The organism is Thiothrix fructosivorans, assembly GCF_017349355.1.
GTDB lineage: Bacteria > Pseudomonadota > Gammaproteobacteria > Thiotrichales > Thiotrichaceae > Thiothrix > Thiothrix fructosivorans.
Genome location: NZ_JAFMPM010000006.1, coordinates 1,059,404 through 1,081,401, shown reverse-complemented (window position 1 = coordinate 1,081,401; position 21,998 = coordinate 1,059,404). Strand labels below are relative to the sequence as shown.

General features: G+C 51.6%; 37 protein-coding genes. 20 read left to right on the top strand and 17 right to left on the bottom strand.

Features of this window, described 5'->3' with window-relative positions; genetic code table 11:
• Positions 1-4: 4 nt before the first annotated feature.
• From J1836_RS08685 to J1836_RS08675, 3 genes are read right to left on the bottom strand one after another with little or no spacing between them, the layout of a single operon-like run.
• Positions 5-403: an RNA-binding S4 domain-containing protein gene (locus J1836_RS08685; RefSeq protein ID WP_207250735.1), complete on the bottom strand. Its 399-nt coding sequence runs from the start codon at positions 401-403 to the stop codon at positions 5-7.
• Complete coding sequence (locus tag J1836_RS08680; RefSeq protein WP_207250734.1) at positions 379-858, bottom strand: YcgN family cysteine cluster protein; 480 nt, start codon at positions 856-858, stop codon at positions 379-381. Before J1836_RS08680 ends, J1836_RS08685 begins: the two co-directional genes overlap by 25 nt.
• Positions 848-1,513 carry a hypothetical protein gene (locus J1836_RS08675; RefSeq protein ID WP_207250733.1) on the bottom strand — a complete coding sequence of 222 codons (666 nt, stop codon included), beginning with the start codon at positions 1,511-1,513 and terminating at the stop codon, positions 848-850. Before J1836_RS08675 ends, J1836_RS08680 begins: the two co-directional genes overlap by 11 nt.
• A gap of 121 nt (positions 1,514-1,634) precedes the next feature.
• Between J1836_RS08675 and J1836_RS08670 the strand changes: the two genes are divergently transcribed.
• The 3 genes from J1836_RS08670 to J1836_RS08660 are packed head-to-tail and all read left to right on the top strand — an operon-like array spanning position 1,635 to position 2,741.
• Positions 1,635-1,994, top strand: coding sequence for a HipA N-terminal domain-containing protein (locus J1836_RS08670; RefSeq protein ID WP_207250732.1), 360 nt, complete (start codon positions 1,635-1,637; stop codon positions 1,992-1,994).
• A complete protein-coding gene (locus J1836_RS08665) occupies positions 1,966-2,406 on the top strand; it encodes a HipA domain-containing protein (RefSeq protein WP_207250731.1) in 441 nt (146 codons plus the stop codon). The genes J1836_RS08670 and J1836_RS08665 overlap by 29 nt, the downstream gene beginning before the upstream one ends.
• Positions 2,406-2,741, top strand: a complete 336-nt coding sequence (locus J1836_RS08660; protein WP_207250730.1) for a helix-turn-helix transcriptional regulator — start codon at positions 2,406-2,408, stop codon at positions 2,739-2,741. The genes J1836_RS08665 and J1836_RS08660 overlap by 1 nt, the downstream gene beginning before the upstream one ends.
• On the opposite strand, the gene J1836_RS08655 is transcribed toward J1836_RS08660, so the two are convergent.
• A complete protein-coding gene (locus tag J1836_RS08655; RefSeq protein WP_207250729.1) occupies positions 2,671-3,576 on the bottom strand; it encodes a LysR substrate-binding domain-containing protein in 906 nt (301 codons plus the stop codon). The genes J1836_RS08660 and J1836_RS08655 overlap by 71 nt on opposite strands.
• A gap of 105 nt (positions 3,577-3,681) precedes the next feature.
• Between J1836_RS08655 and J1836_RS08650 the strand changes: the two genes are divergently transcribed.
• On the top strand, positions 3,682-4,566 hold the full coding sequence (locus J1836_RS08650) for a bifunctional sulfate adenylyltransferase/adenylylsulfate kinase (RefSeq protein ID WP_207250728.1): 885 nt from the start codon (positions 3,682-3,684) through the stop codon (positions 4,564-4,566).
• Between the two features lie 69 nt (positions 4,567-4,635).
• Here J1836_RS08650 and J1836_RS08645 read toward each other — a convergent pair whose 3' ends face one another.
• The 5 genes from J1836_RS08645 to nikR (J1836_RS08625) form a co-directional block, all read right to left on the bottom strand.
• Positions 4,636-5,421 carry an energy transducer TonB gene (locus J1836_RS08645; RefSeq protein WP_207250727.1) on the bottom strand — a complete coding sequence of 262 codons (786 nt, stop codon included), beginning with the start codon at positions 5,419-5,421 and terminating at the stop codon, positions 4,636-4,638.
• Positions 5,418-5,798 carry a TonB system transport protein ExbD gene (exbD, locus tag J1836_RS08640; RefSeq protein WP_207250726.1) on the bottom strand — a complete coding sequence of 127 codons (381 nt, stop codon included), beginning with the start codon at positions 5,796-5,798 and terminating at the stop codon, positions 5,418-5,420. Before exbD ends, J1836_RS08645 begins: the two co-directional genes overlap by 4 nt.
• Positions 5,795-6,229, bottom strand: coding sequence for a TonB-system energizer ExbB (exbB, locus tag J1836_RS08635; protein WP_207250725.1), 435 nt, complete (start codon positions 6,227-6,229; stop codon positions 5,795-5,797). Before exbB ends, exbD begins: the two co-directional genes overlap by 4 nt.
• A 62-nt stretch (positions 6,230-6,291) precedes the next feature.
• Positions 6,292-7,191: an energy-coupling factor ABC transporter permease gene (locus J1836_RS08630; protein WP_207250724.1), complete on the bottom strand. Its 900-nt coding sequence runs from the start codon at positions 7,189-7,191 to the stop codon at positions 6,292-6,294.
• Between the two features lie 85 nt (positions 7,192-7,276).
• Entirely contained in the window at positions 7,277-7,759 is a 483-nt protein-coding gene (gene nikR / locus J1836_RS08625) for a nickel-responsive transcriptional regulator NikR (RefSeq protein ID WP_207250723.1), read from the bottom strand.
• Positions 7,760-8,237: 478 nt separating this feature from the next.
• On the opposite strand from nikR (J1836_RS08625), the gene tnpC reads away from it, so the two are divergent.
• Positions 8,238-9,734 (top strand): IS66 family transposase, encoded by a 1,497-nt coding sequence (gene tnpC / locus J1836_RS08620; protein WP_207250294.1) that lies wholly within the window; start codon positions 8,238-8,240, stop codon positions 9,732-9,734.
• Between the two features lie 4 nt (positions 9,735-9,738).
• Here the strand turns inward: tnpC and nikR (J1836_RS08615) are convergent, their stop codons facing one another.
• The 6 genes from nikR (J1836_RS08615) to J1836_RS08590 all read right to left on the bottom strand — a co-directional run bounded on the left by nikR (J1836_RS08615) (position 9,739) and on the right by J1836_RS08590 (position 12,531).
• Positions 9,739-10,158: a nickel-responsive transcriptional regulator NikR gene (gene nikR / locus J1836_RS08615; RefSeq protein WP_207250722.1), complete on the bottom strand. Its 420-nt coding sequence runs from the start codon at positions 10,156-10,158 to the stop codon at positions 9,739-9,741.
• A gap of 349 nt (positions 10,159-10,507) precedes the next feature.
• Positions 10,508-10,834, bottom strand: a complete 327-nt coding sequence (locus J1836_RS08610; protein ID WP_207250721.1) for a nuclear transport factor 2 family protein — start codon at positions 10,832-10,834, stop codon at positions 10,508-10,510.
• Between the two features lie 104 nt (positions 10,835-10,938).
• Complete coding sequence (locus J1836_RS08605; RefSeq protein ID WP_207250720.1) at positions 10,939-11,220, bottom strand: addiction module antidote protein; 282 nt, start codon at positions 11,218-11,220, stop codon at positions 10,939-10,941.
• The gene (locus J1836_RS08600) at positions 11,217-11,591 is read right to left on the bottom strand and encodes a type II toxin-antitoxin system RelE/ParE family toxin (protein WP_242632780.1); all 375 of its coding nucleotides are present in this window, start codon (positions 11,589-11,591) and stop codon (positions 11,217-11,219) included. The genes J1836_RS08605 and J1836_RS08600 overlap by 4 nt, the downstream gene beginning before the upstream one ends.
• Before the next feature lie 143 nt (positions 11,592-11,734).
• Positions 11,735-12,145, bottom strand: a complete 411-nt coding sequence (locus J1836_RS08595) for a GFA family protein (RefSeq protein WP_207250719.1) — start codon at positions 12,143-12,145, stop codon at positions 11,735-11,737.
• 59 nt (positions 12,146-12,204) lie between these two features.
• Positions 12,205-12,531, bottom strand: coding sequence for a nuclear transport factor 2 family protein (locus J1836_RS08590; protein ID WP_207250718.1), 327 nt, complete (start codon positions 12,529-12,531; stop codon positions 12,205-12,207).
• A 1,959-nt stretch (positions 12,532-14,490) separates the two neighbouring features.
• On the opposite strand from J1836_RS08590, the gene J1836_RS08585 reads away from it, so the two are divergent.
• The 5 genes from J1836_RS08585 to J1836_RS08565 all read left to right on the top strand — a co-directional run bounded on the left by J1836_RS08585 (position 14,491) and on the right by J1836_RS08565 (position 16,648).
• Positions 14,491-15,087: a recombinase family protein gene (locus tag J1836_RS08585; RefSeq protein WP_207250717.1), complete on the top strand. Its 597-nt coding sequence runs from the start codon at positions 14,491-14,493 to the stop codon at positions 15,085-15,087.
• A 282-nt stretch (positions 15,088-15,369) separates the two neighbouring features.
• Positions 15,370-15,849 (top strand): hypothetical protein, encoded by a 480-nt coding sequence (locus tag J1836_RS08580; protein ID WP_207250716.1) that lies wholly within the window; start codon positions 15,370-15,372, stop codon positions 15,847-15,849.
• Complete coding sequence (locus J1836_RS08575; protein ID WP_207250715.1) at positions 15,846-16,064, top strand: hypothetical protein; 219 nt, start codon at positions 15,846-15,848, stop codon at positions 16,062-16,064. The genes J1836_RS08580 and J1836_RS08575 overlap by 4 nt, the downstream gene beginning before the upstream one ends.
• Positions 16,061-16,312, top strand: coding sequence for a hypothetical protein (locus tag J1836_RS08570; protein ID WP_207250714.1), 252 nt, complete (start codon positions 16,061-16,063; stop codon positions 16,310-16,312). Before J1836_RS08575 ends, J1836_RS08570 begins: the two co-directional genes overlap by 4 nt.
• Before the next feature lie 96 nt (positions 16,313-16,408).
• Positions 16,409-16,648: a hypothetical protein gene (locus J1836_RS08565; RefSeq protein ID WP_207250713.1), complete on the top strand. Its 240-nt coding sequence runs from the start codon at positions 16,409-16,411 to the stop codon at positions 16,646-16,648.
• Positions 16,649-16,915: 267 nt separating this feature from the next.
• Here J1836_RS08565 and J1836_RS08560 read toward each other — a convergent pair whose 3' ends face one another.
• On the bottom strand, positions 16,916-17,218 hold the full coding sequence (locus J1836_RS08560; RefSeq protein ID WP_207250712.1) for a hypothetical protein: 303 nt from the start codon (positions 17,216-17,218) through the stop codon (positions 16,916-16,918).
• Between the two features lie 40 nt (positions 17,219-17,258).
• Here J1836_RS08560 and J1836_RS21780 point away from each other — a divergent pair, with 40 nt between their 5' ends.
• Complete coding sequence (locus J1836_RS21780) at positions 17,259-17,384, top strand: hypothetical protein (protein ID WP_278189469.1); 126 nt, start codon at positions 17,259-17,261, stop codon at positions 17,382-17,384.
• 154 nt (positions 17,385-17,538) lie between these two features.
• On the opposite strand, the gene J1836_RS08555 is transcribed toward J1836_RS21780, so the two are convergent.
• On the bottom strand, positions 17,539-17,874 hold the full coding sequence (locus tag J1836_RS08555) for a hypothetical protein (protein ID WP_207250711.1): 336 nt from the start codon (positions 17,872-17,874) through the stop codon (positions 17,539-17,541).
• A gap of 113 nt (positions 17,875-17,987) precedes the next feature.
• Between J1836_RS08555 and J1836_RS21990 the strand changes: the two genes are divergently transcribed.
• The 9 genes from J1836_RS21990 to J1836_RS08510 all read left to right on the top strand — a co-directional run bounded on the left by J1836_RS21990 (position 17,988) and on the right by J1836_RS08510 (position 21,914).
• A complete protein-coding gene (locus J1836_RS21990) occupies positions 17,988-18,164 on the top strand; it encodes an Arc family DNA-binding protein (RefSeq protein WP_207250710.1) in 177 nt (58 codons plus the stop codon).
• The gene (locus J1836_RS08545; RefSeq protein ID WP_207250709.1) at positions 18,158-18,325 is read left to right on the top strand and encodes a helix-turn-helix transcriptional regulator; all 168 of its coding nucleotides are present in this window, start codon (positions 18,158-18,160) and stop codon (positions 18,323-18,325) included. Before J1836_RS21990 ends, J1836_RS08545 begins: the two co-directional genes overlap by 7 nt.
• A gap of 41 nt (positions 18,326-18,366) precedes the next feature.
• Positions 18,367-18,561 carry a hypothetical protein gene (locus J1836_RS08540; protein WP_207250708.1) on the top strand — a complete coding sequence of 65 codons (195 nt, stop codon included), beginning with the start codon at positions 18,367-18,369 and terminating at the stop codon, positions 18,559-18,561.
• 107 nt (positions 18,562-18,668) lie between these two features.
• On the top strand, positions 18,669-19,001 hold the full coding sequence (locus J1836_RS08535) for a hypothetical protein (RefSeq protein ID WP_207250707.1): 333 nt from the start codon (positions 18,669-18,671) through the stop codon (positions 18,999-19,001).
• Between the two features lie 2 nt (positions 19,002-19,003).
• A complete protein-coding gene (locus J1836_RS08530) occupies positions 19,004-19,225 on the top strand; it encodes a hypothetical protein (protein ID WP_207250706.1) in 222 nt (73 codons plus the stop codon).
• On the top strand, positions 19,222-19,410 hold the full coding sequence (locus tag J1836_RS08525; RefSeq protein ID WP_207250705.1) for a hypothetical protein: 189 nt from the start codon (positions 19,222-19,224) through the stop codon (positions 19,408-19,410). The genes J1836_RS08530 and J1836_RS08525 overlap by 4 nt, the downstream gene beginning before the upstream one ends.
• Positions 19,407-19,640, top strand: a complete 234-nt coding sequence (locus tag J1836_RS08520) for a hypothetical protein (protein WP_207250704.1) — start codon at positions 19,407-19,409, stop codon at positions 19,638-19,640. Before J1836_RS08525 ends, J1836_RS08520 begins: the two co-directional genes overlap by 4 nt.
• A complete protein-coding gene (locus tag J1836_RS08515) occupies positions 19,637-20,017 on the top strand; it encodes a hypothetical protein (RefSeq protein ID WP_207250703.1) in 381 nt (126 codons plus the stop codon). Before J1836_RS08520 ends, J1836_RS08515 begins: the two co-directional genes overlap by 4 nt.
• A 10-nt stretch (positions 20,018-20,027) precedes the next feature.
• Positions 20,028-21,914, top strand: a complete 1,887-nt coding sequence (locus J1836_RS08510; RefSeq protein WP_207250702.1) for a hypothetical protein — start codon at positions 20,028-20,030, stop codon at positions 21,912-21,914.
• Positions 21,915-21,998 lie beyond the last annotated feature (84 nt).

Below are 21,998 nucleotides of genomic sequence, written 5' to 3'. Positions count from 1 at the left end.
ATACTTAACTTTCCCAGCCTTGTTTGAACTTGTCGATCATGCGCCGCTCACGCTTATCCGGCTTCTTCACCGCAATATTGACCCCGTGCAAGCGACGTTCTTCGATCACCGCTTCGCGCTGTTCCCGTTCGTGTTCAGACTCTTCATACAGCAAGCGAGCTTCAGCAGCAGGGCGGCGATAGTCATTCACCCCTAACACCGTCACCACCCACGTTTCAAAGCCTTTTTTGATACGCAGCTTGTCGCCGGGGCGCACCGTGCGCGACGGTTTTACCCGTTCATCATTGACACGCACATGCCCGCCGTCAATCGCTTCCACCGCGAGTGGGCGGGTCTTAAAAAACCGTGCCGCCCACAGCCATTTATCCAGCCGTTGGCTTACATTTTCTTCTTCAGCGGCCATGTAACGACCCTATCCTCCCAATCTTCTTCCTTCACCTCAGCGGCATAGGTAAACCGCCCGATCACCGATTGCTTCATGCGGTGAATACTTTGCCGATCACCCGACACCAGATGATGCCAGGACGGCAAGTTTTTCCCCTCATGCAGCAATCGGTAGGCGCAACTCGGCGGCATCCAATACAGCTCATCCAAATTATCCGGTGTTAAATGCAAACAATCCGGCACGAGGGTTTCACGATTCGCGTAATCTTTGCAGTGGCAAGTCGTACCATCCAGCAAATCGCACGCCACATCGGTGTAATACACCGTGCTGTCTTCCTCGTCTTCCAGCTTGATCAGGCAGCATTTCGCGCAATTGTCACAAATGCTTTCCCATTCGGCTTCATTCATTTCCGCAAGGCTTTTTTGCTTCCACCACGGCAAGGCGCGGGGTTTTGCAGGCAATTTATCGGTCATTAGTGGGTTTTGCCTCCAGCAAAGTCTGTTTTAGGGCGGCGAAATCCGCTTTAGCTGTGTAATACAGGATCTCTTTGCCGTCGGTATTCATCGCAATCGTCAAGCCTTTGCTGGGGTAGAACCAGTATTCGATCCCCGCCTGCTGGGACGCAACGCGTTCCTCCGGTTCACCAAATCGCGCCACCACGATGTCGAGATCGTAATCAATCATCGGCATGTAAATCAACCGCTGTACCCGCAAGCCGTTGGCAATTTGCATATCGGTTTCCGAGAGCGTGTATTTCCACTGCCCACTCGCCATGCCTTCGCGCTTGGTATTGTTGGTCTGAAAACTGTCCAACTGCGCAGGCTCGGCTTGCAATTCCGCAATGATTTTGGCTTCAAACAAGCCAATCCGCATGGTACTGAAATAGGCTTCGAGACTACGTTTGCCGCTTTCGTGCGCAAACACCGCCATTTCAGGAAAGCTGTGGAAACGCTCAATCACCTCTTTCAACGTCACTTTACCGACATCCAAATGGAATACTTGCGTATTGCCTTCCGCCGTACTGGTCACTTGCCAAGGCAAATCTTCCGGCTTTTGGTTGGGGGATGAGTCGCAGCCGCTCATGCCGAGGGTCAGGGCGAGTAGGCTAGCGCGTAATGCGTATTTCATGCAGAAACCTTTCAAAAGACGATACCGCGCATCATAGCGCAGTTTTCCCTACAAGGCATTCGTGCAATAGGATGCAGAAAAAGCCCCAATACCCACACTACTTCCGCGCTATAATGCAGGGATGAAAACAGATTGCACCTTCGAGCTTTTCCTCAACGGCACTTGGCAGAGTGTTGGCAGCATGGCATTGCTAACATCCAGCACGCAAGGCTGGCAAGGTGGAACGTATCTGGGTTACGCCGTTGACCATGCCATCCACTACGCCGACTGCCGCGATGCGAAAGCACTGTCATGGACATTTCCGGTCAATCTCACCCCGCTGCGCTCACCGCACTGGCCCGGATTCATCATGGACTTGCTGCCGCAAGGTTACGGACGACGCGAATTACTGCGACAATTAGGGCTGACCGAACGCGCCGAAACCCACGCCGACTGGGCATTACTCATGGCAGGTGCAGGCAACCCGATTGGCGGTGGCTGACCCCATGACCGAAATCGTCGAATACCTCAAACGTGACATCGCCAATGTCGTGCTGGGTAACAAGGATAATCACGGGCGCAATACCGCGATTCAGCGGCGCGAAAATGGTTGGGTTGGGCTAACCCCGCTGTTTGATTTCGCACCGATGGTCTTACACCCTGATGGCATTGCCCGCAGTATGCGCTGGGAAGCAGACGACCACGGCACACCCGACTGGCGTTCTGCCATCCGCCAAGCGGCTGAAGCTGCTCAATTGCCGCTTGCCCCTTTGCAACAAGCCGTAACGGCGGTAGCGCCAATGTTGGTGGCGCTGCCTAATGTCATGCGTCATCTGGGTATTCCGCCCCACACGGTGGAACGCTTTGCCCCCGTCTGCCGCGATGCCGCCACGCAGTTGGAGAATTGCCGCTAATGGACAAACGCTACACCCCGCTTTCCCCCATCGAACAACTTCAGCAACGCATTGCCCTGCTGGACACCATCCAACAACAACCGGATATACCCTTGGCGCAAGCCATCCGCCAACTCCGCACGGGCTTGCGGTTGACCGTGCAGGAATATTCACGTCTGACTGGGGTTGCGCCGCGTACCATTCATGCCATTGAAGCGGGCAATGCTAACCCTGCGATCAATACTGTCAGCAAGCTGTTGCAACCGTTTGGCTTAACGCTGGGCATTACGCATACCACTCCTCACTCTCGCCCTGCTCCACCAGTAGATCAACCATTTCCATCACATACTGCTTGAGGTACTTATTTTTCATCCACGCCACGCGGGTAGTGGAAAGCGGGAACAGGTGCGACAAATCCCGCAGCACTAAATCGTCGTCGTGAATATGCGAATACGCCATTTTCGCAATAATCCCCGCCCCAAATCCTAGCCGCACGTAGCTAATAATCACATCCGTGTCCGTCGCTGCAAACGTCACATCCAATTCCAACCCCGCACTGCGAAACGTTTCATGGATTTTGGAACGCCCCGTAAACCCGAAAATGTAGGTCAGCACCGGATGCGCCGCAATGCGTGCCAACGTCAACTTTCCTTCCGCTAACGGATGCCCATCCGGCAGCACCAGCCCGTGATTCCAGTCGTAACACTTGCGGCTGTCTAACGCGGAATCTTTGTCCAATTCCTCGGTACACACTGCAATATCCGCCTTGCCATCGTGCAGCATCCGCACCAATTCCACGGGCGTACCTTGCAAAAAATGAATCGCCACATCGGGGTAACGCTGGCGAAATTCCAACATGACTTCGGGCAAAAAATACTTGGCTTGAGTGTGCGTGGTGGCGATACGAATTTCACCACGGGTTTGCAGGCGGTAATCGTCCGCCACCGCACGGATGTTTTCCATCGACTGCTCGATACGGTCAAGTTCCTGCACAATCGCCTTGCATACTGGGGTTGGCTCAACCAGCCGTTTGCCTTTGCGCTCGAACAGCGGCATCCCCAACTCTTCTTCCAGCAAGCCCAATTGACGACTCACGGCAGATTGCACAATGTAATGTTGATCCGCCGCTCGCGACACGTTCATGCCGTTATTCAGCAGCGTTTTGAGTAAGCGTAGTTGGAACAGTTTCATACTTTATCGCTTTTTAAGATAACTATAGCGAATTATAGCGTTTTTAATTATTTACGCATTATCCCATACTTGCCCGCAACCAAAGACTACCGAGAGGCATAGCCCATGAGCATCCTGCACAAAATCGTCAACCACAACGAAATCAGTATCTTAGAACTGCTGTTGAATGGCGCATTCGCACCGTTGCACGGCTACCTCAATCAAGATGACCATTGCAGCGTCTTGCAACGCAATCGCCTAGCAAACGGCACACTCTGGCCGCTGCCACTGGCACTATCCCTCACACCAACCGAAAAACGCGAAGCACAACTCAGCGGGCGCATCGTGCTGGTCGATGGGCTGGAACGCCGCGCCATTGCCGAAGTCAGTGTAGATAGCTTCTACCGTCTGCCTGCGGATGTCGCTGAACTGGCACAAGCGTTTGACCCAGCACGCACCCCTGACACATGGTATGCCAGCGGCGCAGTCAAACCGTTGCAGAAAATCCTGCATCCGGCGTTTAACAGCCTGCGCTTCAACGTCCCCGCCCTGCGCCAAAACGTGCAAGACTGGAACAGCATTATTGCCGTGCAAGCGGCGCCCACGCTGGATAGCAACGACTTGCAACGCGCCTGCGAATGGCTGACCGATACCGAAACCGGCGGCGGCTTGCTGGTACAAATTGGCATCAATGAAACGTCCCCCGATTTCCACCAGCAAGTGCGTGAACTGCGCAATCAAGTCAAATGCACCTCGGCGCGTCAAGTCAAACTGTCGCTGTTACCGTGCGTGGAAGGGCTGGGCGAAAACCGTTGCCTGCTGCTGCAAGCACTGGTCAGCCGCAATTACGGCGCAACGGGTTTTGTGGTCGGCAAACACATTTCGCCCGAAGCCCGCCGCTGGCTCTTGAAACACCATGACGAACTGGGGCTGGACATTATTCCGGTACGGGCGCAACGCCCCCAAGCCGTGAAACCGACGGTACGTCATCCACTTTGTGAAGCTGCCTGAGACTTACCTACCTCTCCTCAGGTTGCGCGATCCGGTACGGGCTTCGGCCCGTATTTTTTTGCCCACGTTTTACCAATCCAGCTTGAAATTCACCTTCAAGGCAAAATCCCACTGCGTTTTGTGAATACCCGCTGGGAACGGTAATGCGCCGGAAGTGGCATTCACCGCTTGCACTGCTGCTTTATCCAGCCATTCATTGCCGGAACTCTGACTCACCCGTGCGCCCGTGATCGTGCCATTCGGCAATACCGTGAAGGACACCGTGACTGTACCTTCCACTTCGGCTTTTTCTGCCATGCGTGGGTATTGCTTACGGGCGGCAATCAGGCTTTGCAATTTTTGGCGGTAAGCGGCTTCGGCGGCAGCGTTATTTACGACAGGCGCGGGCGCGGCAGATGGAGCGGATGCAACGACACGCTGTACCGGACGAGGTGCAGGTGCAGGACGCGGCGCAACCACAGGGGCAAGTTCCTTCACTGGCGCTGGCTGAGGAGCAATGTCTGGTTTAGGTTCAGGCTGCTCGCGGGGCTTTTCCGGTTTGGGTTTCGGCTTAGGCTTTTCGATGGGCTTTTCCGGCGGCTTAGGCTTATCGACAGGCTTGGGTTTTACCACCGGTTTAGGTTCAGGCTTGGGTGGTGGCGGCTCTGGTTGGGCAACAGGCGGTGGTGCTATCGGCTCTGGTGGCGCAGGTTCGGGCAACGGCGGCGCTGGCTGGAATTGGGCAAGCGATAATGTGAGCGGTTGTTCTTCTGGCAAACTCAGTTTATTTTGCCACAACAGCAACGGCAGTGCCGCCAGCAATACCGTACCGTGCAGCAACGCGGAAACACCAAAACCCGTCAGATGTCCTTTCACTGCGCGTGCTCAGTTTGGATGGAGACGGCGGCAAACTGCTTAGCTTTCAACACATCCACCACACTGATGAAATGCTCGAACGCTGCCACTTTGTCGACGCGCAAGTGCACGGGTGTGGTGTTGGGGTGTGCCTCCAGCTTGCTGCCCAGTTCTACTGCGGTAATGGGCGTGCCGTCGAAGAAAATCTGGTTTTGCGCATTGATGGCGATTTCCAGCACCGTTTCGTCGCCCGTTGCCTGTTCGCTTTGCTCGGCTTTGGGCAAATCCACGGGGATCAGCCCTTGCGAAATAAACGAAGCGGTCGTCAGCACGATTGCCAGCAGCACCAGCATAATGTCGATGAAGGGGATCATGTTGATTTGATCGAAGCGTTTCATGCGCTTTTCCCGTCACGCATTGCCTGCCAGCGAGCGGTCAGCACTTCGACTTTACGCAGCAAACCGTTGTAGAACATGATGGCGGGAATCGCGACCAGCAAACCCGCAGCCGTTGCTTTCAATGCCAACGCCAACCCCAGCATAATGGCATTGACTTCAATCTTGCCGCCCTGACCCATCGTGTAAAACGTCACCAGAATCCCCAGCACCGTACCCAGCAAGCCCACGTAAGGCGCATTCGAGCCAATGCTGGAAATGGTGGTGAGGTTGCGGGTCAGGTCGATTTTCAGGGTTTCGATGTGGTCGAACTGTTGCAAGCTGACCTTGCGCAAATACAAGTAACGCTCAATCACCAGCGCCAGCATCACAAAGCTCATGAAACCGAGCGTACCCAGCACCAGATAATCCAAATTGGCTTGTAGAAATTCCATTATCCACCTTAGCTAAAACAGCAAAACCTATTTTAACTTAGTGGATAAATGCAGTAACTGGGTTATTTCACACACAATGGCGGCACACGTTCCAAACCACGCAACAAACCAAACCCCAGCGTGAAACAAATCAACACACCTGCCAGACCCGCCAAGCCAGTCGACAAGCTCGCATTGCTGATCGCTGCCACGCTGTAATCCGGCATTGCACTCACGAACGCAGGCGCGGCTTCATGCAGGAACTGGTATTGCCCAGCCACCCATTCCAAACCATCGGGGAAGCCAGACGCAAACGGGCTAAGCAGCAAACCGACCAGCGCCGCCGTCAGCAAGGGCACTGCCACCTGCGCTTTACCTTCAGCATGACCCCAACGATTTGCCAGCAACGCCACGGCTGCTACGGTAATCAGTGCTTCGCCCACGCCAATCAGCGCGTGAGTGCCAAGCATGGCTGCCAACACGCTGCCAAAAGCCACTTGCCCATCCAGCGCCAACTCCACACTCACCGCCAATGCCGCCAGCATCACCGCACCCCACGCTGCCACTGCCGTCGCGGCGTATTGCCCCAATGCGCCAACCAACCGTTGCTGCAACCAGCCACCAACACCCGCACCCAGCAGCGCCATATTGAAGACATTTGCCCCCAGCACCGTAACCCCGCCATCCGCAAACACCAGACTTTGGATCGTGACCACCAGCGCGATTGCCAGCACACCCAACGGCGTCCCCAGCACACTGGCTGCCAATACCCCACCGAGTAAGTGACCGGATGTACCGTGCATCACCGGAAAATTCATCATCTGCGCCGCAAACAGCAACGCTACGATAGCCGCAAAGCGCCCCGCACTCGGCTTGCGCTCACTTTTCGTCGCCCACCAAGCCGCCGCCAACACACCGACAACGCTAACAGTCGCTGTCACCGGACAGATTGCGCCTTGTAACATGGCATCAGGAATGTGCATGGTTATCCTCCTTTTACTACGGTATGAAGAAAAATAAATTCGTATGAATACTAAAAAGTGTAGCCCTGCCCTACCGTAAAGTCCATCAAGTAATCGGGCTGAAATGCACATGCTGAAAATGGTTGGCATACGGCACTTTGCCGTGCGAGTGGCTATCCATTTGGGCAGCGACTGGAATCAGGTGCAGCTTGCCGTGACGGATGCCGGGGGAACTGATCACGCTATCGGCGAATGCCTGCACATCACGCACTGCACCGCGCACAATGACCGTTTCCATGCAGTTATCGTGATCCAAATGCACATGCTGCATGGAAACCGTCAGGTTGTGGTGATCATGGTGGGATTGCGTGATGCGGCTCGCCAGTTCGCGTTCGTGGTGGTTGTAGATGTAGGTCAGGCTGCCAATGCAAAACCCATCGGGCGCGGGGGCTTGCAAGCGTTCCGCTTCTAGCTTGGTGCGGATCAGATCACGCACTGCCTCCGAACGGTTGCTGTAGCCGCGTTGTGCCATGAATTGACCAAACTGCTCTGCCAATTCGCCATCCAGTGAAACGGTAATGCGTTCCATGTTTTTCCTCCATTCAGTTAAAACCCACCCTACAGCAGATCTTAACTGAATGGCAGTCGTGGTTCATATTCACCCATCAGACGGACACGGCAAAACTTGCCAAGGCGCATCGTCCTCGGCAAGTATTTGAAGAATTAAGGGATTTTTAAATGGCTGGAAGCGCTTGCTGCTGGCAAGCAGTCGCGACAGGGTGTCGCGTAGCCTATTTCACGGTGGGATTTAACAAAAAATTCTATTGTGGGGTTTTAAACTTAATATACCTACGGGTAGCCTTTCAAACGCGGGAATGCCTTCATAATGTTCGTGCCATGAGAATTAAAATCAAGACTTTCCCCGGAACAGGCGCGACTCAAACGCCAATGCTCAAAGCTCCAATTTTGTCACCCTCGACGGTGAAGTAAGCGTTCACGCCCTCTATTAGGCATTCCAGCGAACTTGTAGTAAATTCACCCCATCCCAACAGCGAGTCATTTACCCCTTGTTAGCCGCCGTTCCTACCTTACCCACGACACTGGATGAAGCGCATCAGGTGATCGTGCGCCAACAGGAACGGATAACTGAGTTGGAGAAGCAAGTGGCACGGGTGGCGGTGCTGGAGCAACAAGTCGAAATGCTGCAAAAACAACTGGAAGAACTGGTTGCCAAATTCGGCAGCAGTTCGCGTAACAGTTCCAAAGCGCCGTCCTCCGACAGCCCGGAACAACGGGCGTTGCGTCCCAAACGCAAGGGGAGTAGCCGCCCACACGGTGGGCAACCGGGGCATCCGCGTCACGAACGGGCGTTATATCCTCCCGAACAAGTGACCCGTACCGAACAGTATTTCCCTGAAAGCACCTGTTCCTGTGGTGGGGCAGTGGCGATTGATTGGGGAAACCCTTACCGCCATCAGGTCACGGATATTGCTCCACCGCCGCCACCGGACGTGACGGAACACCAGTTTTATCAGGGTGTTTGCCAATCCTGCGGCATCAAGCACCACAGCCAGTGGCCGGATTGGGTGCCGAGCGGTCAAATGGGTGCAGGCGTGATCGCCTGGGTGGTGATTTTGAGTGGTCAGTTCCGCCTATCCATGCGCCAGATCCAGGTTCTGTTGTGGGAAATGTGCCACGTGCGTTTTAGCACTGGGGCTATCAGCAAGGCGCAAGGCAAAGCCATTCCGTGGATGGGGCCGCTATACCGTCAAGTAGGTCAGTATGTACGCGGACAAGCGGTATGCCACGCCGATGAAACCCGCCATTATCGCGGTACGAACACTTACTGGTTATGGGCATTGGCTGACCATAGCGTGAGTTACTTCATGACCCATTACTCACGCGGCAAGGCCGCCGCCGATGCCTTGTTGGGCAGCTTTACTGGCTATCTGGTCACCGACCACTTCAGTGGTTACGGCAACGTCCCACCCGAACGGCGGCAACTGTGTTGGGCGCATTTGATCCGCCACTTCCGCAAAATGGCGGGGCGTTGCGGCGAAGGGGGAAGCGTGGGCAAACGCCTGTTGTTACTCGCCTATACCACCGTCCGCACCCATCACCGCTGGCAACAACAACCCGATGAAGCCGCTCGCTACCAACGGCGGATACTCCGCTTGCGCCGCAGCTTCCAAGCCACGCTCAACAAAGGCTTGGCATTGGAGAATTGCAAACGCACCACCAACCAATGCAAGCATTTGCTCAAGGATGAGGCGATGTGTTGGACTTTCCTCAAGGATAGTCGCATTCCCCTCACCAATAACCGTGCCGAGCGGGTGATCAGGCCGTATGTGCAATGGCGGAAAACCAGCTTTGCCAGCCAGTCGGCACAAGGTGACAGATTCCGTCCAACGGTGATGACCGTGCTGGGGACGGCACGTCAATTGGGGATGAATATGGCGATATTGATGCGGGACATTTGCTCACAAGGCTTGGCTCATAAGTCTGTCTCGGTGCGCTTCCCTTTGGCTCAACCGTTAGCTTCTAACCCGCTACAGACGGCGTGAACGCTTACCTATCCATTTGGGCAGCGACTGGAATCAGGTGCAGCTTGCCGTGACGGATGCCGGGGGAACTGATCACGCTATCGGCGAATGCCTGCACATCACGCACTGCACCGCGCACAATGACCGTTTCCATGCAGTTATCGTGATCCAAATGCACATGCTGCATGGAAACCGTCAGGTTGTGGTGATCATGGTGGGATTGCGTAATGCGGCTCGCGAGTTCGCGTTCGTGGTGGTTGTAGATGTAGGTCAGGCTGCCAATGCAAAACCCGTCGAGCGCGGGGGCTTGCAAACGTTCCGCTTCCAGCTTGGTGCGGATCAGGTCACGCACCGCCTCCGAACGGTTGCTGTAGCCGCGTTGTGCCATGAATTGACCAAACTGCTCTGCCAATTCGCCATCCAGTGAAACGGTAATGCGTTCCATGTTTTTCCTCCATTCAGTTAAAACCCACCCTACAGCAGATCTTAACTGAATGGCAGTCGTGGTTCATATTCACCCATCAGACGGACACGGCAAAACTTGCCAAGGCGCATCGTCCTCGGCAAGTATTTGAAGAATTAAGGGATTTTTAAATGGCTGGAAGCGCTTGCTGCTGGCAAGCAGTCGCGACAGGGTGTCGCGTAGCCTATTTCACGGTGGGATTTAACAAAAAATTCTATTGTGGGGTTTTAAACTTAATATACCTACGGGTAGCCTTTCAAACGCGGGAATGCCTTCATAATGTTCGTGCCATGAGAATTAAAATCAAGACTTTCCCCGGAACAGGCGCGACTCAAACGCCAATGCTCAAAGCTCCAATTTTGTCACCCTCGACGGTGAATTGGTAACGGAGCTGAATCGGGCTGCCGGGAAACGTGCCGCTGATCTGTGCAGTAACAATCGTCTTGTCTCCGGCAGGCGCGAGTGCGATCACTTCTGCGTGTGGCTTGTATTGCTCAACCGCATTGTCGATCCATTCCTTGATGGCTGCGCCGCGATACTCATGCGCCTCGTCACTGACAACAGCGTCAGCGGTAAACAAGGCGTTGAAATCCTCCGTGTGTCCGGTGTTGTGCGTCTGAAAGAAACGGTCGATAGGGGGTGGCAATTCTGTATTCATGTTTATCTCTTGCTTGGTTGTTGATATGCACGTATCGCCGCCCAACGTGTGAGTACAAATTACCGGCAAGACATTGAGACTGCCCAGCGGCGTTCTAGTTAGACTTAAGCCGCCTCTGCGTGTAGCTTGACTCCAAGCGCACGGACAACCTTCATCATGGTGTCATAACGGGGTTTCGCACCGGGAGCTAAGGCTTTATAAAGGCTCTCGCGTCCTAACCCTGAATCCTTCGCCAATTGTGTCATGCCACGCGCTCGCGCCACGGTTCTGATTGCCATCAGGAATACGTCTGGGTCTGGGTCTTCTAATGCTTCGGAGAGATAAGCAGCGATGGTTTCCTCATCATCGAGGTAATCGGCAGCATCAAATGGGGTAAATTTTGTCATGGAGTCTGTTCCTTTGGCAGAGTGTTTGCCATCTCTATCGCTTTTTTGATATCACGCTGTTGGGTAGATTTGTCGCCACCTAATAGCAACAGGTAGACGACCTCCCCCCGTCGAGTGAAATAAAGGCGGTAGCCGGGGCCATAGTGGATGCGCATCTCGGACACACCTTCGCCGACAGGTTCAACATCACCGAAGTTACCTAGTTCAGCACGACCAACCCGTAAAGCAATCTTGGCTTTCGCCCTCTTGTCTTTCAGGCTGGACAACCAAGCATCAAATTCATCTGATTTCAGGATAATGTTCATGTCACTGATTGTATCCGAATAGATACAAATGTAAAGAGCTTTTAAAGCTGGCGCGACGGCATCCACATTGGTGTGGCTGACGTTTGCAAACAGTCACAGCAGGGGAAGTGCAGCCTATTTCAGGGCGGGAGTTGACAGACTCAGAATGTAGAGAACAAATGCCAAGGTGGAAATAGATCAGTCATGATAGAAATTCTATTGTGGGGTTTTCAACTTAATATATCTAAGGGTAGCCCTTCAAGCGCGGGAATGCCTTCATAAGGCTCGTGCCATGACGCTTTCGATTCGATGTTTACGTGGGCAATGGGCTTAGCATCAATCGGTGTGTCGATCGTGGACAGGGAAACGCTTAGATACAGAGACTTATCGGGTGCATAGTTCATTAACCGCGTTCCGCAGTTAAAACAAAATGCTCTAAAGCCGCCTAATTCGTTCTGATGCTCTTTAAGGGCTTCGTTTCCCTTGGTGATTTTTAAGGTGTCGCCTTTTGCAAGAGCAACCGTTACGAAAGCTGCGCCGTGCGCTTTCCGACAATATGAACAGTGGCAATTGAATATCTTGTTTGGGATAAGTTCCACTTCATATTCTATCTGTCCACATAGGCAGCTACCCTGAACCATATTAATCTCCTTTTCGTACATGAATTAAAATCAAGATTTCCCCTCGGAACAGGTGCGACTCAAACACCAATGCTCAAAGCTCCAATTTTTTCGCCCTCGACGGTGAATTGGTAACGGAGCTGAATCGGGCTGCCGGGAAACGTGCCACTGATCAGTGCTGTAACAATCGTCTTGTCTCCGGTAGGCGCGAGTGTGATCACCTCTGCGTGTGGCTTGTATTGCTCAACCGCATTGTCGATCCATTCCTTGATGGCAGCGCCGCGATACTCATGCGCCTCGTCACTGACAATAGCGTCAGCAGTAAACAAGGCGTTGAAATCCTCCGTGTGTCCGGTGTTGTGTGCCCGAAAGAAACGGTCGATAGGGGGTGGCAATTCTGGATTCATGTTTATCTCTTGCTTGGTTGTTGATATGCACGTATCGCCGCCCAACGTGTGAGCGCAGATGCCGCCGCCGATGGCATCCGTCAGTTTACAGTCTCTTCAAATCTGGTGATGCTTATCGTTGATTTGAAAAGCCAACGTCAAATCTGACGGGCGCGGCGTGGAGTAAAATGGGCGGAGTCGCGGGCTGTCACCGCGTCCGTCGTCGACACCCTTGTTGGCGCATTAATATCACTTGCTGAATTGTGGTGTAATCTTTGGTTCAGGCACAGCTAAAATAAATTGTAAATTTAGAGTTGGTTTTATCGCATAAAATAGCTTTTAGCCAGAATAGTCAACAAGAAAGTAACCAAAAGTAAATAACTTGCCCTATTTGCAGTAACAACTGCATTGCGCAAAGTATCTTGACGCAATTTCAATTTTAGGACTTGATACTCAGACCAGATAGATAACAGATAAAAAGGATACATTAGAATTATTAATAGAATGACTGTGCCATATCCCCATGGAAACATGATAGGGATGAAGTATGTGGGAAATGACACCAAAAAGCCAAATATTGTCGATGCTATATTTGCAATAAATGCCGCCAATAAAGAGTGAAGAAATCTTATCTCAGTCCCTTTGTGTAAAACGATGGCCTCAATTACAATGATTGGTATTAACAAAAAGACCTGCCATGCTGACATATAAAGCAAAATTGGAATACCTGTATTTGCATAAGCCAATACGGGAAACAATATTAGCACTAGTAAGACAATTTTTTTTAATATTAAATTCAAGTTTTTATTGGTTACTAAATTGTAACGTAATCTTTGGTTCAAGCATGGTCAAAACAGATCATAAATTTGGCATTTTGTGTCACGCATCAGCGCACGATTTTTTTGGGTTGGCACCAATCTGGGCAAATGAACAGGAGCACTTTTGTTGTCAGCAAAGGACGAGCGTTCTATTTTCGGTTGTTCAAGTTGGAGTTGTCTGTCACGCATTAGCGCACGGTGAAGGTTGGGAAACCACCAATTGTTGTAAATGAACGTAACCACTGCATTTTATCATCAAGGGAAAAGCCAATCTCTTTAATACTCAATCGGTTAACACACGCAGCCCATCCTATTCGTAGGGATTGCCCACGTAAGTTGCCGTAAAACACGACAGGAAACCCAGCGCCCATCTAAAACCGACGCTACCGCCCTAGCGTTACACACTAAAAGTTGCATGAAGTTTACTCTGAGCATCATTTGACCGAGTGTAAATCATAATTCTGCTTGATGAAACTTGAATTTCCCATATCCGGCGATCAGCAGTAATATCCCCCCATGCAAACCATCACCTACATCGAACCCGTATTCCGCCCGCCCAGTGAAGCAGAATCGCTGATCCTGCAAGTCACCAACGGTTGCTCGTGGAACATAGTCGGATAAATTGACTTTTTCCAACTAAAAACAATAACTTAAACCACATATAAGGCAAGGAAAAGCACACCAATAGTTACCATTATGACGCTATGAAAAACAATCGCTTACCTGTTAGTTTTACAAATAACTTCCCACCAAGAGCCGCGCCTGATGCGGCTTTTTTGTGTCCGTCACATTCCCTGAATTCTGCACACGTTCAAAGTTCATCACATTCATCACATTCATCACACCCTTAATAAAATCAAGCACTTGAAAAAATGCCTTCATCACAAGTCCGTCACAAGTCCGTAACAAGCATCACAGCGCGGGGGAATAACGGCGCATTGCATCACATCAGATGGTGAGTTCATCACAAGCAAATCAGGCTGTACTAAAACTTACAATATTTAGTACACATCAAGAAAGTTTGTATCAGTGCGTAGAATGCGGGTTCAAGCCGTGTCATGACTGTACTAAAAGTTGTAACAAAATACAGTTAGACAACATCTAGGACATTTAGTACAATAGTTGCAAGTTAAGTTACAGTTTTTACACAACATGCAACGGCATGACACAAACAGGGGATGACATCATGAAAATCGGTTACGCACGGGTTTCAAGCACGGGGCAAGACTACCAAACCCAACTGGACAAGCTGCAAGCTGCTGGATGCAAAAAAATATTCTTTGAGAAACAATCAGGCAAATCCGCAGATGATCGGGCAGAGCTTCAGAAGGCGCTAGACTTCTTAGAATTGGGTGGTGAGGGCTGGACGCTTGTAGTAACAAAGCTCGACCGTCTGGCGCGTTCCATGAATGACCTGACAAGCATCACCAGCAAGCTACAGAAAAACGGCGTGGGCTTTATTGTGCTCGACCAAAACATTGACACCACCACACCCACGGGCAAATTACTGTTCAACATTTTGGGCAGTCTGGCAGAGTTTGAACGCGACCTTATCAATTCTCGATGTGACGAAGGCAGACGGGCGGCAAAACTTAAAGGCGTGCAGTTTGGCAGAAAGGCGAAATTGACCGATGAACAGCTTGATGCACTGAGAGCAGACGTTAAAGCTGGCATCCTTTCCATGCAAGCCATTGCCGATAAGTACCAGATTGCACGCAACAGCGTTTACAGGCTGGTAGGCGCGAAAGAATCGGCATAGATCACGCGCTAGCATCACGAATTGAGAGCCGTACCTGATGCGGCTTTTTTGTGTCTGCCATTCACAGAAAGAAAAAAACAAGAAAGCGCCTCACCGTAGCACTGCCAAAACTGACAAAACCCCCTTCGATGGGTTTTTTTTCTGGAATGTGTGCCGCCGTAGCACTGCCAAAACTGACAAAACCCCCTTTTTGACCATATCGCCCCGCTCACAGCTCGTTATTAAGAAACGACCCAAATCCGCCAAAATGAGCGCATCACAATATTTAATCGAGGTGCTGGCGTGACGAATGACATTGACCTTACAGATTCCCAATGCGACCGCGTTTTGGAAATTCTGGACAATTTCACCGACAAAACGGCGTGGGCTGAGTCGCTGGGCTTGATTGACCGTGAGCTGAGGAATTTCTTGGAGCGCGGATATTCACCAGCGGAATCCTGCAAATTGGCGGTTATTAAGGGTTTGGGCGGTCTGCAAATGTACATACCGCGAATCAAGACGTTTTTAACTAAGCCAGCCTTGATGCAAAGCCGCGACAGGTCACAAGCATTCGGCAAAGGGGCGGCTCTCACACCAAGTCGGGTTTATCAGCGCCAGATTGCTGACCTTCGGGAACTTACCGACATCGGTGGGCGAATTGCGGATAAAAAGCGACAACTTGCCGACTTGAAACGCCAATGTTTCCAGCAGCGCGAAATATTGCGAAAGCTGAAAATCCTTTTACCCAAAGAACTCGAACACGCACAGGCAGAAAACCCATGAAATTAGAAGATTTACAGGCGCTAGAATCCGCGCTAGACAAACACGCCAGCGCAACAGGTGAGGTGCAAATGACCCGCTTAGAGCGCGAATCACTGGCGAATCAGTACGGAGTTTCCCCGCTTGAAATTGACGGGTTCGCAAACACGCTAGCGCAGGCAAAAGGCTTGCAGGTGCTTAAATCGGCGGTTCGTGCCCAGTTGGGGTTAGGCAAATGATGCAGCAATCACAGTGCAGCCAATGCGCGAATTTCAAGCCTGTTGAGCCTGTAGCGCCCCCTAGTGACCGATGGGCAAAAGATACAGCCGCAATGATTCAGCGCGAACTATGGGCATTAGAGGCGCGATTATGGCAAGCGGCAATTATCGACTACCGCCGCAAGCGATACGGTGAAAATCAGCAGGAAACCATGCTTGATTACGTTGCGGCGCTTCGTGCTGGTAGCGAGGGGGCGATTCATGGATAACTTAATCTGTATCGGGCTAATCGTGGCGGCATCACAAGCCGACGTGCTGCTATTGGTCATCCAGCATTACATCGGGCGATTGCTGGACGGTGGTAAGTGAATCCGGTGCTTTTGACCGTGGCAATCTCTGAGGCGGTTCAATCCCGTGGTTTCCTGCACTCGCTTTGGTGGAATTTACACGGCTTGCACGGGGCGACTGTTGCCGATGATGCAGTTGCTCACCTACTCACCCAGCACGGCGGCAAACGCCTGCAAGTTCCAACCGTGGCGGAATTGGTCGGGCGCAACAAAAAGCGGATTGCCGACTATTGCCCAAAATATGAGGATTTACCATGACCGACCTGAAAACAATTCTCGAATGGCTGGAAACCGCCACCACCGAAGAGTTAGCCTCGCTACTGGCGCTTGTTGAGCTGCGACTCGAAACCGATATGGCATGAAGTACCTCACTGGGGGGCTTCAACGTTTCCATCCTCAATCTGAGGGTGAACAAGTACACCACTACGAATTCATCGTACTTGTCGGATTGGCTGCATTTTTCGGACACCCAATGTCTACGGTGTCATTTTCGGGCATCGTGAACAAGTACGCCACTGATGAACTTCAAACCACCAGTGATGGATGGGCGCTTACCTGATTGCCTACGGCTGCTACCGCTAAATCACGGGCTTGGGGTTCTGGTTTCTTTGGGGTTGGCTTGGCTTGCGCTGGTTCGGCTTCTTGCTCTGCCGATTCAGGCACTAGTGCCTTAATCGGGGATTCAACATGCCGCGTGATATTTCCCTGCAAAAGTGCTTTCGCCTGCCTCTCCTTCGCCTGCCGTTCAAAAATATCCGCAACCGAATCGACCACCTTGCAAACATCAACCGTATCGAGATGACGACGGGCAAGATTCAGGGATAGCACGAACTTAAGCGGCTCATTCCCGCCACCCACCAATCCAGATATGGATGGTCTTGATTTGAAAGGCGTTTCCACCATTGGTGGAATCGTGGGCGAATCTTTGGGGCAATCACCCGCGCAAGTCTGGAAGAATCGCCTACGTTCGGCTTTTTTCCACCAAACCGGATAACAAACCGGATAAGGTTATCCGGTGCTTACGGTAAACCGCTTTAAAACCAGTGCTTTGCAGAGATTAATATACTAATGGTGGATAATCATGATTGCTGTACGCCACTGGTTGCGGCTGTACGTGGCTGTATGGAAAACCGGATAAAGTGGGGCGGTTACTTGCTGCTTTTGTTTAGCTCTTCCAGATCACGCGCAACCCTATTGTGCAGGGCGGACAGTTCTGCAAATTCGCACTTGATGGATTCAGCCATAGATTCAAGTTTCGCCTGTTGTTCCGCCATTTCCTGCCGCACATATTCCTTGATGCGTTCAGCCACCAGACCATCAGGCGTGGTTTGCTCGCTATCAGATTGCAATAACCCGTCAAGCATAAGCACTATCTGAGCATTCAGTGACCTACCGTTAGCCTTGGCTAAGGCTTCAAGTTTTGCGCGTGTTTCTGTTTCAAGGCGCAACGGGTAAGAGGCTGGTTGTCTTGGTTCTTGCTTCATGCCGTCATTCTCACAGAAAGATTCTATTCGATTCAATGAATTTAGTTGAATCTATGAGATTCTCAGTATAAGATTCTATTTAATTTATTGAGATTTAAAAAGGAGAACAGCCAATGAAAGAAAAACAGCCGAAATCTTACCCGCTACGACTTGACCACGACCTATCCCAGTGGGTGAAAGAATGCGCAAAAACTGGCGACCGATCAATGAACGCGGAACTAACCCGCATCGTGAGACAGGCAAAAGATGCGGCGCAACAGCAACAAACGGAGGCAACAAACCCATGCTAACCATGCACCAGCTACGCGCCATGCTGAATCTATCGAAAACGACCATTTATGAATTGATCAAAACAAGCGGGTTTCCTGCACCCCACAAGTTTGGTAAGGCAAGCCGTTGGGCTGAAACGGAGGTGGAAGGCTGGATTAAAGCGCGGCGTAATGCTGCATAAACGTTACAACTAACTAATTTTTAAACGAAAGGAATCCAATCATGGAATTTGAACAAGCAGTAGGGATTTACACGGCGGCTGTTGAAGCCAAGACGGGCGGCATGGGTCAAGCGCTCTATCCAAGTGAATCATGTTCTTACCTGAAAAGCGGCATTTGGTATCTGCACAACCATTACGAGTTCCTAGGCAAAGTCGGCACTAAATGCAAATGCTTGATTGAGACGCAAGCCGACTAAAAACGAAAACGCCCCACTCTGCGAAGGGTGAGGCGCTCAAGGGCTGCAAGGTGTTACCAGCACCAAAACAGCCAACTACTGACAACCATTATAGAGAAGTAACCAGTATGAAAAATCATACCTCAAAAACGCCTAAAGCGCATATCGACATTCGTTCCATTGCCGGAACTGCACAAGCCGACATTGCGGCAATCGCGTGCATTATCGACCAATACCTAGCCTTGAATGAGCAACCGGAAACCGAATCGCTGCATGGTGCTATCAAGCTGCTTAGATTGGTGAGCCGCGACCTTGAACCGCTTTTCGCAGACCACGAAGCACCAGCGTATTGCCGTCATTCAATCACGGCATTTCACCTTGTGGACGCGCTACCAATCGACCAACGCCAGCAAGCTATCAATGGCTTTCGTGCTGTTTTAATCGGCATGGTGGGGGCGTAATCATGAAAAATAACCAGCAAGCACAACGCATCCTTGCGAAATTCGACGCGTTACCGACAGATCATAAGCAATTCGTTTTTAACGTCATGGTGGCGATTGTGGAGCGTGACAGTTCCACCCTCGAAGCCTTGCGTATCCAGAATGCTGAAAACGCTGATTTTTGCGCTGCTATCGACGATGCGGCTGCATACATCGGGCGGAAATTGTCGGAGGTGAAGTCATGAAAACCGTTATCACCTTCATCATCGGAATCGTCACAGGCGCATACCTCGCAGCACAGACCAACGTGCTGCACATGCCCACATTCCACCTACCCAAAACGCTGGCAGTTGACCCCGTGCTTATCGGGTTTGCCGTCATCGTGGTATTGACCATCCTTAGCGCCACGGGCAAGCGGGGCAGCAAATGAGCCGTTACATCATCGAAACCCCCAACCAACTTTGGGGCGGGTATAGCTGGGATAACACCTATCCCGTGACGCTTCAAGACGGTTCAAGCCACCATGCAAAACTGCACCAGTTCGACGATTTAGCCATTGCTAAGAAGGTGCTTGCGTTCCTATCCCGCGAACGTGGCGGCGCAAAGCTGAAAATCTACCAACTGGCAGATGATGGCAGACGCGTGGAGGTGCGCTTATGAGCAACCCACTACTTTCACCCTCAGAGAATGGGGAACTGGCAGCGCTACGCAGCAACGGCGCAGCGCATGTTACCGAAAGCAATTTCGGGAACACTGTATCCACTCACCCAACGGATAACGCATTAATCCCGTTCTTCAACGTCACATGGGCGCGTTTTATTGCCGCGCTAATCGTCGCATTCAACGGCGGCGCATACGTCGGCGGGAATCTCGTGCCAGTGAGCTATGAGCTAGTACAGGGCGTACACACAGGCTTGCCGTTCATCTTCAACGGCTTAGGGCTAGTGGTATGCGGCGCAGTCGCACACGCACTACACGACACGCCACGCGCCGTACTGTTCACCGCTGCGCAAACGCTAATGACATCTTGGATTTAAGGGCAATACCATGAAAAATAATCAGTTCGACAACTATTCACACGATGAACTCGAAGCACAACGCCGCGTCATCACGGCGGGTTACTTAATCATCACCATCGCGTCATTTTTGGCGATGACGTTTTTTGTCACGCACAACATGATAGGCACATCCAAACCCATCTGGGACGCAGTGAACGGGCTGAATTGGGGATTCGGTCAACTGGCGTACTTGTTTATCTCCGTGGGCTTCGCCTTCGGTTTCAACGCGTTTACGTACTTTTTCTACCAAATGGAATTGAACGCCAAGCAACGCGCCTTTGTGCTATTTGTAGCAATCGCCTTCCCGATGTTTGCCGAGATCGGACAAAGCATGACCCGTGCCGAAGATACCCGCCACGAAGCCGCTACCAATAGCGAAGCCTTCAAAATCATGGCAGGTCGGGTTAAGAATGCGGGTGTTACCTCTGACACGGGTATCAGTAGCGCAATGGCGGCGGCAATGGCGGAAAAAGCCAAGGCACAAACCGAACTTGCAGCCTGTAGCCGCTACACCGTGGAAGCGCGTCGCCAACGCTGTGAGCGCATCGAAACGGGCAATATCGCCGCTGCACAAGCGAAGGCTGAAGGCTTTCAGATGGCGGGTAGTGCCTCACTCACAGCATCATCCAGCCAATTGAAGCAAGACACGGGTATGTTGAAGGAACTCGAAGCCGATGATGGTTTTTTGCAGCCTATCGTCTTATTACTGGTGTCATTCGGGATGCCCGCTATCGTTGCCTCTTTCCTAATCGCCTTTATCATTATCGGCAGCATGGAAGTAGCAATGGCGTATCTAGGCGGCTTGTTGCGTCAGCTAAAAGACCGTATGCGTGCTTTGGGCATTGCTGTATCCAGCAACAAAATCAAGGCGCGTTATGTGGATGGCGTGAGTTATACGCGTGAAGCGCCCCCTGCCCTATCGGGTGAATCCGCACCAATGGCAGCATTTGCCCCGCTGGCAGATTCCGCCAAACAGGGCGTTGCGGAATTCGCGAAAAAGTTTGAGCAAGGTTTAAAATCCGCACCGGAAATTGTCGCCACTGAATATGCGCGTGCTGATTATGCCAATAAGCAGGTATTAGCCGACGCAGCCGCATTTGCTGGCAAGATCGGCAATAAGCTGGATGACGCGTTAAATGCTGAGAACCGTAAAAACTACCCGCAGAAAATTCAATTTCCAGTGGGCGAAGGTAAAACAGCAGAGGACTATGACTTAATCCCGCGTACCGATAAAACCCCTACCCTTTCCGGTGAAAATACATTGGCGTATTTAACCCCGCGTTTGTCCGTGACGGATACGGTTAAGCAAATCCAAGCCAGTGTAAAGGCAAGCGGCGCAAGCTCACCTGAAGCGATTACGGCGGCGGTATTCGATGCGTTTGCAGCTATGCCAAACCCTGCACCACTCTCTGATGCAATCCTTGAGCGCGTCGCTGGAAAAATCATTCCAACCAATGAACGCGCTCATTCCAGCAATGAACAGATCATTGGTGAGCGGAATGAACGTACTGCATCCGATGACACGCTCATTCCAACCAATGAACGCGCTCATTCATTTGATGCGGAAAAAGAGCTATTGGAAGCCATGAAGGATGCACAAGGTAAGGTTGACGCGGATATTCTTAAAGAGGGATACGGGCTATATGAACAGTGGAAAGCGGCGATTGTAGCGAGAGAGGCGAAACTGACTACCCGTGACGGACGCTCATTCGTTAACGCTCATTTGTGCCAAGGCAAAAAACGCACGATTACACCCGAAGGAATGAACGCGCTCATTGTTATCTGGCAAGCACGGGCGGCAAAAGAGGGCGTGTTGCTGCTGAATCCGAAGTACACCGGAAAGCCACCATTTCCGAAATACTTGTTGGCGGCTTAATTGAAACACGGCAGGGCAGGGCTTAAACGCCTTGTTCTGCCAGTTTTAAAAAAACCTCATTAAACATTAAAACCCTAGATGACA